This window comes from uncultured Aquabacterium sp., assembly GCF_913773725.1.
Lineage (GTDB): Bacteria > Pseudomonadota > Gammaproteobacteria > Burkholderiales > Burkholderiaceae_C > Aquabacterium.
The window spans coordinates 1-7,472 of sequence record NZ_CAJYGK010000162.1; the positions used below are offsets into that span (position 1 = coordinate 1).

Sequence of the window (7,472 nt, forward strand, 5' to 3'; positions counted from 1 at the left end):
GAGGTCGAAGCCGCCCCCATGCTGGGGCGCATGCTCGCGCGCAAAGTGCCGGCGGATGTCGACGAAGTCCGGCGAATACCCCGTGTCGCCGGCAAAGAACAGGTGGCAGTCCGGGGACAGCACCGCAAAGCCGCCCCACAGGCTGCACAGCGCATCGGTGGCGGTGCGCGCTGACCAGTGCTGCGCGGGCGTGAGCACCACCGGGATGCGGTGATGGCGGTCGGAGGCCTCGATCACGTGATGGTCCCACCAGTCGAGCTCGACGACCCGATGCAGCCCCCATCGGTTCAGCCACTTCCGGTGCGCCAATGGACAGATCACCAGCGGCGCGCCACCCGGTTGCCGTGCCAGGGCCCGCATCGAGCCCTCGTCCAGGTGGTCATAGTGGTTGTGCGACAGCAGCACCACGTCGATGTGGGGCAGCTGCGTCATCGTCATCCCGGGCGGCGTATGGCGCTGTGGTCCCGCCCATTGCATCGGGAAGCAACGCTCCGAGAACACCGGGTCTGTCAGGATGTTGATCCCCCCGATCTGCACCAGCACGGTGATGTGTCCGATCCAGGTCGCCGCGGGCACCATGTGCAGGCCCGCCGTGGCGTTGCCATGCACGAAAGCCAGGTCCGGGGGCACGACCGGAATCGGCGTCTGCACGGGCCCGGGCACCCGCGCCCGCCATGCCTCCCAACGCCAGCGCAGGATCTCGTGCCAGCGCTTGCCGCGAAACGAGATGTGGTTGTTCTGAAAGCCGCCTGGCCGGTGGTGCGCCTTGGCCGGGTTGTAATGCGGGTTCTTCATAGGCTGAAGGCTAGCGTGGTGGCGCCGCATTCGGGCCCCGCATGGCCCCACTCAGCCACAAAAAAGCCCCGAGGCCGTGTGGGCGTCGGGGCGGTCGGGCACACGGGGGCTGCCGTGACGGCAACCCACTGATCACGCCACGCTGACCGGGATCTTGCCGATCTTGGCCTGCCACACCTTCGGGCCTTCGATGTGGGCGCTGGTGCCACCGGCGTCCACGGCCACCGTCACCGGCATGTCGGTCACGTCAAACTCGTAGATGGCTTCCATGCCGAGGTCTTCAAAGCCCACCACCTTGGCGGCCTTGATGGCCTTGGACACGAGGTAAGCCGAGCCGCCCACGGCCATCAGGTAGGCCGACTTGTGCTTCTTGATCGACTCGATGGCGACCGGGCCGCGCTCGGCCTTGCCGATCATGGCGATCAGGCCGGTTTTCTCCAGCATCATGTCGGTGAACTTGTCCATGCGGGTGGCGGTGGTGGGGCCAGCCGGGCCGACCACTTCATCGCGCACCGGATCGACCGGGCCGACGTAGTAGATCACGCGGTTGGTGAAGTCCACCGGCAGCTTCTCGCCCTTGGCCAGCATGTCCTGGATGCGCTTGTGCGCGGCATCGCGGCCCGTCAGCATCTTGCCGTTGAGCAGCAGGGTGTCGCCCGGCTTCCAGCTGGCCACTTCGGCCGGCGTCAGCGTGTTCAGGTCGACGCGCTTGGACTTGTTGTAGTCCGGCGCCCAGTGCACGTTCGGCCACAGATCGAGGCTGGGCGGATCGAGGTAGACCGGGCCCGAGCCGTCCATCACGAAGTGGGCGTGGCGGGTGGCCGCGCAGTTCGGGATCATGGCGATGGGCTTGGAGGCCGCGTGCGTCGGGTAGGTCTTGATCTTGACGTCGAGCACGGTGGTCAGGCCACCCAGGCCTTGCGCGCCGATGCCCAGGGCATTGACCTTCTCGTACAGCTCGATGCGCAGCTCTTCCAGCTTGTTCTGCGGGCCGCGCTGCAGCAGCTCGTACATGTCGATGTCGTCCATCAGCGACTCTTTGGCCAGCAGCGCGGCCTTCTCGGCCGTGCCACCGACGCCGATGCCCAGCATGCCCGGCGGGCACCAGCCGGCGCCCATGGTCGGCACGGTCTTGAGCACCCAGTCGACGATGTTGTCGGACGGGTTGAGCATGTAGACCTTGGACTTGTTCTCCGAGCCACCGCCCTTGGCGGCCACCGTCACGTCCACGGTGTCGCCGGGCACCAGTTCCATGAACACCACGGCCGGGGTGTTGTCCTTGGTGTTCTTGCGCTCGAAGATGGGGTCGCTCAGCACCGAGGCGCGCAGCTTGTTGTCCGGGTTGTTGTAGCCACGGCGCACGCCTTCATCGACGGCATCCTGGATGCTTCGGCTGCCGAAGCCTTCCCACTTCACATTCATCCCGATCTTCAGGAAGACGTTGACGATGCCGGTGTCCTGGCAGATGGGGCGCTTGCCCTCGGCACACATGCGCGAGTTGGTCAGGATCTGCGCGATCGCGTCCTTGGCCGCCGGGCTTTCCTCGCGCTCGTAGGCGCGGGCCAAGTGGGCGATGTAGTCGGCAGGGTGGTAGTACGAGATGTACTGCAGCGCAGCTGCGACGCTTTCAACGAGGTCGTCGTGGCGGATGGTCGTCATGGCGGGGCCTTCTTGGGGCGGGTTGACGTGTGATGGGGTTGAGCCCGCCATTGTGCCAAGGAAGGACCGTCCTGCGCTGTGTCTGTGTGCGCAGGACGGCTGGGACGCGCCCCTTGAGACCGCTTCAGTGCTCGCCGCCAGGGGGGTGAAGCAGGCGATCGGCCAGCGCGATGCCCATGGCCGACAGCAGGAAGGCGATGTGGATCACCGTTTGCGCAATCAGCACCTTGTCGGAGTAGTTCTCGGCGTTGATGAAGGTCTTGAGCAGGTGGATAGAGCTGATGCCGATGATGGCGGTGGCGAGCTTGACCTTCAGCACCGAGGCGTTGACGTGATCCAGCCACTCTGGTTGGTCCGGATGCCCCTCCAGGTTCATGCGCGAGACAAAGGTCTCGTAGCCCCCGACGATCACCATGATCAGCAGGTTGGAGATCATCACCACGTCGATCAGCCCGAGGACGACCAGCATGATGGTCGTCTCCGTCAGGTGGGTTGGCGGCGTGGCGGCCTTCTGCCCGGACGCTTCGAAGATCAGCCGCAGCGCTTCCGGGTTGCCCCAGGCCGCTTCCAGCAGGTGGACAAGCTCCACCCAGAAGTGGAAGACATAGACCGCCTGCGCGAGGATCAGCCCCACGTAAAGCGGCATCTGGAGCCATCGGCTGGCGAAGATCAACCGGGGAATGAAACGGAGGTTTGACGGGGTGGGGGAGGGCGTTCTGGGCATCTGTGTCACTTTGGAGCAGGGATACTACGGAGCAACAAATTGTAGGGAGAGGCGCAAGGTTAAGGGAAAGCCAGGGCTTGCTCTCCGCCAAGGTATAGCAAGTCCGGTCGAGATTCAATGACTCAGCGCGTTTTGCGCAGGTACCCAGGAGCCCATCACATGACTGGCACAAACCCGACCCCCGCTCTCTATCCCGTTCCGGATGCTTTTGCCAGCAAGGCCCGCGTCGGCAGCCGCGCGGCTTATGACCAACTCGTTGCTGCCGCCGAGGCCGACTACGCCGGCTACTGGGCGCAGCATGCCCGCGAACTGCTGGCATGGAACAAGCCCTTTACCAAAACCCTGGACGAGAGCCAGGCCCCGTTCTTCAAATGGTTCGAGGACGGCGAACTGAACGCGTCATACAACTGTTTGGATCGTCACGTCGAAGCCGGTCTGGGTGACAAGGTCGCCATCATTTTCGAATCCGACGACGGAATTGTTTCCAAGGTCACCTACAAGGAATTGCTGTCCCGCGTTTCCCGCCTCGCCAACGTTCTGAAGGCACAGGGCGTGAAGAAGGGCGATCGCGTGGTGCTGTACCTCCCGATGTCGGTGGATGGTGTGGTGGCCATGCAGGCCTGCGCCCGCATCGGCGCCACCCACTCGGTGGTGTTCGGCGGCTTCTCGGCGCAATCGCTGCGTGACCGCATTGAAGACGCCGGCGCCGTGCTCGTGATCACCGCCGATGAACAGAAGCGCGGTGGCAAGAACCTGCCGCTGAAGGCCATCGTTGACGAAGCCATTTCGCTCGGCGGTTGCGACAGCGTCAAGCAGATGCTCGTGGTGCGTCGCACCGGTGGCAGCGTGCCCATGGTGGCGGGCCGCGATGCCTGGCTGGACGAACTGACCGCCAGCGCCTCCGACGTTTGCGCGCCGGAATGGGTGAGCGCCGAACACCCGCTTTTCCTGCTCTACACCTCTGGTTCGACCGGCAAGCCCAAGGGCGTTCAGCACAGCACCGGCGGCTACCTGGTGCATGCCACGCTGACCACGCAGTGGACGTTCGACCTTCGTCCTGACGATGTGTTCTGGTGCACGGCCGACATCGGCTGGGTGACTGGTCACACCTACGTCGCCTACGGCCCGCTGTCCTGCGGCGGTACGCAGGTCGTCTTCGAAGGCGTGCCGACCTACCCTGATTCGGCCCGCTTCTGGCGCATGATCCAGGCTCACAAGGTCTCGATCTTCTACACGGCCCCGACCGCCATCCGCGCGCTGATCAAGGCGGCCGAATCGAACGCCGAAGTGCATCCCAAGCAGTTCGACCTGAGCAGCCTGCGCCTGCTCGGTACCGTGGGCGAGCCCATCAACCCGGCTGCCTGGGAGTGGTACCACCGCGAGATCGGCGCTGGCAAGTGCCCGATCGTCGACACCTTCTGGCAGACGGAAACGGGCGGCCACATGATCACCCCGCTGCCGGGTGCCCATGCCCTGACACCGGGTTCCTGCACGCTGCCCTTCCCGGGCATCGACGCCGCTGTGGTCGATGAAACCGGCAAGGAAGTGCCGTGGGGCCAGGGTGGCGTGCTGGTCGTGCGCAAGCCCTGGCCGTCGATGATCCGCACCATCTGGGGTGACCCGGAGCGCTTCAAGAAGAGCTACTACCCAGCCGATTTCGGCGGGAAGTACTACCTGGCTGGCGACGGTGCCATCCGCGATGCCGAAACCGGCTACTTCACCATCACGGGCCGCATCGACGACGTGCTGAACGTGTCCGGTCACCGTATGGGCACGATGGAGATCGAATCCGCCCTGGTGTCGCACCCGCTGGTGGCCGAAGCGGCCGTGGTGGGCCGTCCCGACGACCTGACGGGCGAAGCGATCTGTGCCTTCGTGGTGCTCAAGCGTCCTCGCCCCACCGGCGACGAGGCCAAGAAGCTGGCCGCCGAGCTGCGCAACCACGTGGGTCACGAGATCGGTCCGATCGCCAAACCCAAGGACATCCGCTTCGGCGACAACCTGCCGAAGACCCGCTCGGGCAAGATCATGCGCCGTCTGCTGCGCGTGATCGCCAAGGGCGATGCCGTCACCCAGGACACCAGCACCCTGGAAAATCCGGCCATTCTCGATCAATTGGCTCAAAGCAATTGAATGTCGTGACCCCTGACCGGGGTCCAAGGCATCATCGTCCCCGCGCCGATATATTCTTCACAAAAGTATTTATCGGCCGGGTCCACCCCCTGACCGCTTGGGTATGCACGGGGAAATCCGACAAAATTTTCAGGGCGCGAATCACCCATTCGTGAAAACCCTGGTGCTGTTTTGTTGTTTTGACCTGTTTTCATCCGCATTCCCCCGAATGACATCCCTCGAAACACCCCTTATATTTGGGGTGAGCACGCCACAAGCGGCTGCAATTTGGCAATGAAGAGGAGCACAAACATGGCCAGTCCGAGCGTTTCCAACGCGCCCATGACAGCAGAGGAGAAAAAAGTCATTTTCGCCTCGAGCCTGGGTACGGTTTTCGAATGGTATGACTTCTATTTGTATGGCTCGTTGGCAGCCATCATCGCGAAGCAGTTTTTCGCCGGCCTGGACCCCACGTCCGCCTTCATCTTTGCCCTGCTGGCGTTCGCCGCCGGCTTCATCGTGCGTCCGTTCGGCGCACTGGTCTTCGGTCGCCTCGGCGACATGATCGGCCGGAAGTACACCTTCCTGGTCACCATCCTGCTGATGGGTGTTTCGACTTTCATCGTCGGCATCCTGCCCAACTACGCCGCCATCGGCGTGGCCGCCCCGGTCATCCTGATCATCCTGCGCTTGCTGCAAGGCCTGGCTCTGGGTGGTGAGTACGGCGGCGCTGCCACGTACGTGGCCGAGCACGCCCCGCACGGCCGCCGTGGTGCTTACACCGCCTGGATCCAGACCACGGCCACGCTGGGTCTGTTCCTGTCGCTGCTCGTCATCCTGGGCACCCGCACCGTCATCGGTGAGGACGCTTTCCAGGAATGGGGCTGGCGCGTGCCGTTCATCGTCTCGGTGGTTCTGCTGGGCATCAGCGTGTGGATCCGCATGAGCATGAACGAGTCGCCTGCCTTCAAGAAGATGAAGGCTGAGGGCAAGACCTCGAAGGCACCGCTGTCCGAATCCTTCGGCCAGTGGAAGAACCTGAAGATCGTGATCCTGGCTCTGGTGGGTCTGGTTGCTGGTCAGGCGGTCGTCTGGTACACGGGTCAGTTCTACGCCCTGTTCTTCCTGACGCAGGCGCTGAAGGTTGATGGCGCCACTGCCAACATCCTGGTGGCCGTGTCGCTGCTGATCGCCACGCCGTTCTTCGTGATCTTCGGCTCGCTGTCGGACAAGATCGGCCGCAAGCCCATCATCCTGGGTGGCTGCCTGGTTGCCGCACTGACCTACTTCCCGCTGTTCAAGGCGCTGACGGAAGCGGCCAACCCCGATCTGGCCAAGGCCCAGGCCACCGCCCCGGTGACCCTGGTGGCCAACCAGAAGGAGTGCTCGTTCCAGTTCAACCCCACTGGCACGGCCAAGTTCACCAGCTCGTGCGACATCGCCAAGCAGGTGCTGGCTGCGAACTCGGTGAACTATGAGAACGTGGCTGGCGAAGGCACCGCTGTGATCAAGGTCGGTGACCGCGAGATCGCTTCCTACAGCTCGGCCGGTCTGAGCGCCGACGACGCCAAGGCCAAGGACGCCGCCTTCAAGAAGGAAGTGGTTCAGGCCATCCGCGATGCTGGCTACCCGGCCAAGGCTGACCCTGCCAAGCTGAACAAGCCGCTGGTGGTGGCCATTCTGACCCTGTTGGTGATCTACGTGACCGCCGTGTATGGCCCGATTGCTGCCATGCTGGTGGAAATGTTTCCGACCCGCATCCGTTACACCTCGATGTCCCTGCCGTACCACATCGGCAACGGCTGGTTCGGTGGCCTTCTGCCCACCACTGCCTTCGCGATCGTGGCCCAGACCGGCAACATCTACAACGGCCTGTGGTACCCGATCATCGTGGCGTCCATCACCTTCGTGATCGGACTGCTGTTCGTGAAGGAAACCAAGGACGTGGACATCTACGCTGGCGACTGAGTACGGCGTAAAACGTCCCAGAAGCAAGCCCCGCCTCGGCGGGGCTTTTTGCTGTCTGCGCGATCACGCTCCAAGTGAGAAGAGGTACCGAAATCAAGAGTCCGCCCTGAACAATTGCCTCACGCGGCAGTCGGCGCAACCTGACCGCGGTATTGACAGGCCGAGCGCCCCAGCCCAGCCAAGCCAAGACGACGGCCTGTAGATGGGCAACAAA

Annotated in this window: 5 protein-coding genes; 2 read left to right on the top strand and 3 right to left on the bottom strand. The window is 63.7% G+C overall.

The window, feature by feature from the left end:
- From QZ709_RS21220 to QZ709_RS21230, 3 genes are all read right to left on the bottom strand, one after another.
- A partial coding sequence (locus QZ709_RS21220) for an MBL fold metallo-hydrolase (RefSeq protein WP_294639541.1) occupies positions 1-795 on the bottom strand: 795 nt, incomplete at its 3' end.
- A gap of 132 nt (positions 796-927) precedes the next feature.
- Complete coding sequence (locus QZ709_RS21225; protein WP_294639542.1) at positions 928-2,454, bottom strand: fumarate hydratase; 1,527 nt, start codon at positions 2,452-2,454, stop codon at positions 928-930.
- Between the two features lie 124 nt (positions 2,455-2,578).
- Positions 2,579-3,178 (bottom strand): YqhA family protein, encoded by a 600-nt coding sequence (locus tag QZ709_RS21230; RefSeq protein WP_294639543.1) that lies wholly within the window; start codon positions 3,176-3,178, stop codon positions 2,579-2,581.
- Between the two features lie 159 nt (positions 3,179-3,337).
- Between QZ709_RS21230 and acs the strand changes: the two genes are divergently transcribed.
- Positions 3,338-5,311: an acetate--CoA ligase gene (acs, locus tag QZ709_RS21235; protein WP_294639544.1), complete on the top strand. Its 1,974-nt coding sequence runs from the start codon at positions 3,338-3,340 to the stop codon at positions 5,309-5,311.
- Positions 5,312-5,602: 291 nt separating this feature from the next.
- Positions 5,603-7,258 carry an MFS transporter gene (locus QZ709_RS21240; protein WP_294639545.1) on the top strand — a complete coding sequence of 552 codons (1,656 nt, stop codon included), beginning with the start codon at positions 5,603-5,605 and terminating at the stop codon, positions 7,256-7,258.
- Positions 7,259-7,472: the final 214 nt, after the last annotated feature.

Excerpts from the sequence above, each read along its gene's own strand:
- QZ709_RS21225 (WP_294639542.1), bottom strand. The coding sequence starts at position 2,454 with ATGACGACCATCCGCCACGACGACCTCGTTGAAAGCGTCGCAGCTGCG.
- QZ709_RS21230 (WP_294639543.1), bottom strand. The coding sequence starts at position 3,178 with ATGCCCAGAACGCCCTCCCCCACCCCGTCAAACCTCCGTTTCATTCCC.
- acs (WP_294639544.1), top strand. The coding sequence starts at position 3,338 with ATGACTGGCACAAACCCGACCCCCGCTCTCTATCCCGTTCCGGATGCT.
- QZ709_RS21240 (WP_294639545.1), top strand. The coding sequence starts at position 5,603 with ATGGCCAGTCCGAGCGTTTCCAACGCGCCCATGACAGCAGAGGAGAAA.